The sequence below is a fragment of the Streptomyces sp. NPDC002884 genome, from assembly GCF_040295245.1.
GTDB lineage: Bacteria > Actinomycetota > Actinomycetes > Streptomycetales > Streptomycetaceae > Streptomyces.
Map to the genome: position 1 here is coordinate 1 of NZ_JBEOVB010000103.1, position 1,467 is coordinate 1,467.

A 1,467-nucleotide genomic window follows, 5' to 3' on the forward strand; every position below is an offset into this window, starting at 1 on the left:
CACTATACGGCGGCGAGGTGGAGCAGCTCGGGAACGCCTTGGGCTCGAGCGTAGGGCTGGAATCGTGGCAGGAGGTCGTCGATGAGCCTGACGCATCGGGGAGCACCGATGCGGCGGGCGAGGAGCAGGGCCTCGTTGGCTGCGGCTGCCGCGGGTTCGGGTTCCTTCTGGTCGAGGTGGCTCGCAGCGCGGTAGGTCAGAAACACGCCGCGGGTCTTGTCGCGTGCGGTGGGCAGCAGCAGCTCGCCTTCGGCGATGAGCTGGTGGGCGCGGCCGGTGTCGCCGAGTTCGAGGAGGGCCTGGCCGGAGTCGACCGCGAGATCTGCTTCGGATACCCAGGCGCACCAGGTGGGCCGGTCGGTGCCCGCGTCGTTCAGGTGCTGTTCGGCTGCGGCGAGGGCGCGGAGCACGGTGCGGCGCTCGGTGGGGTCACGGCGCGCGGCGAGTGTGCGGGCCAGACGTAGCTGGAGGAGGCAGCGGGCGGCGGGGTTCTCGGCGCGGGTGAGGGCGTGTTCGAGGATGTGTGCCGCGGTGGTGTGCTGGCCACGCCAGGCAGCTTGGTAGGCGAGGTCCCCAAGGAGGCCGGCACCCATGTCTCGGTCGCCGACCGCGTGGGCGTTGTGCAGGCCGGCGACCCAGTGCTGGCTGGCGTTGGCGTGATGGCCGAGGTCGAAGCGGTGCCAGGCGACGGTCTGGGCCAGGGAGGCTGCGAGGGTGTGCAGGCGCAGCCTGATGTCGCGTGTGCAGCGGCCGCGTTCGAGGAGTTCCGTCACGGTGGCCAGGTGCGCGTCCAGCAGGGCAGGGGTGTGCTGTCGCTGCTCGGTGGGGAGATTGGCGAGGTGCTGGGTGGAGGCTTCCAGGAAGGCGACGAGGTCCTCGCCGACCGGTTTGCCGTCGTGGGCCTGCGCGAGCGTGTTGTGGGAGCCGGCGGCCCAGTCCGACGCCAGTGCGGTCAGGGCGGTACTGGAGATCGAGAGGAAGGTTCGGCGTTCCATCGCTGTCAGCAGGGCCTCTCTCAGGGCGGGCACGGAGCTGTGGGGGCCGAAGGGAATGACCCCGTTGGCGGTGAGCGGCAGCCACTTCGGCCAGTCGTCGGCCCGGACGATGTCCGCGGGCCAGCCGAGCGCCTCGGCGATGTACGCCTGTGACTCCTCGCTCGGGCGCACGCCCCGTTCCCACTTACGCACCCGCATCCGGTCGGTGCCCGAACGCAGGCCCTGTCGGCGGGCTGCGGCCTGAACCCCGGCCGCGAGCGCTTCCTGCGACACGCCGCGCGCCTTCCGCGCAACGGTCAGGGGGTGGCGATCGGTCTCTTCCACACATTCATCCAATCACTCACCGCACATGGATGGTGACGATAGCCGGATGCGGCACTCCTGCGGGACTCCCTTCAAACTGTCGCCTGATCCCGGCAGTTGAGGCGACTGCTGTGCGTCGACTCATACGGAGCGGCGCCGGAAGGGGGGA

1 protein-coding gene is annotated in these 1,467 nt (G+C 70.6%); it reads right to left on the reverse strand.

Annotated elements, in window-relative coordinates; translation table 11 throughout:
- Positions 1-2 precede the first annotated feature (2 nt).
- Positions 3-1,319 (reverse strand): NsdA family TPR-like regulatory protein, encoded by a 1,317-nt coding sequence (locus ABT070_RS46175; RefSeq protein ID WP_502990210.1) that lies wholly within the window; start codon positions 1,317-1,319, stop codon positions 3-5.
- Positions 1,320-1,467 lie beyond the last annotated feature (148 nt).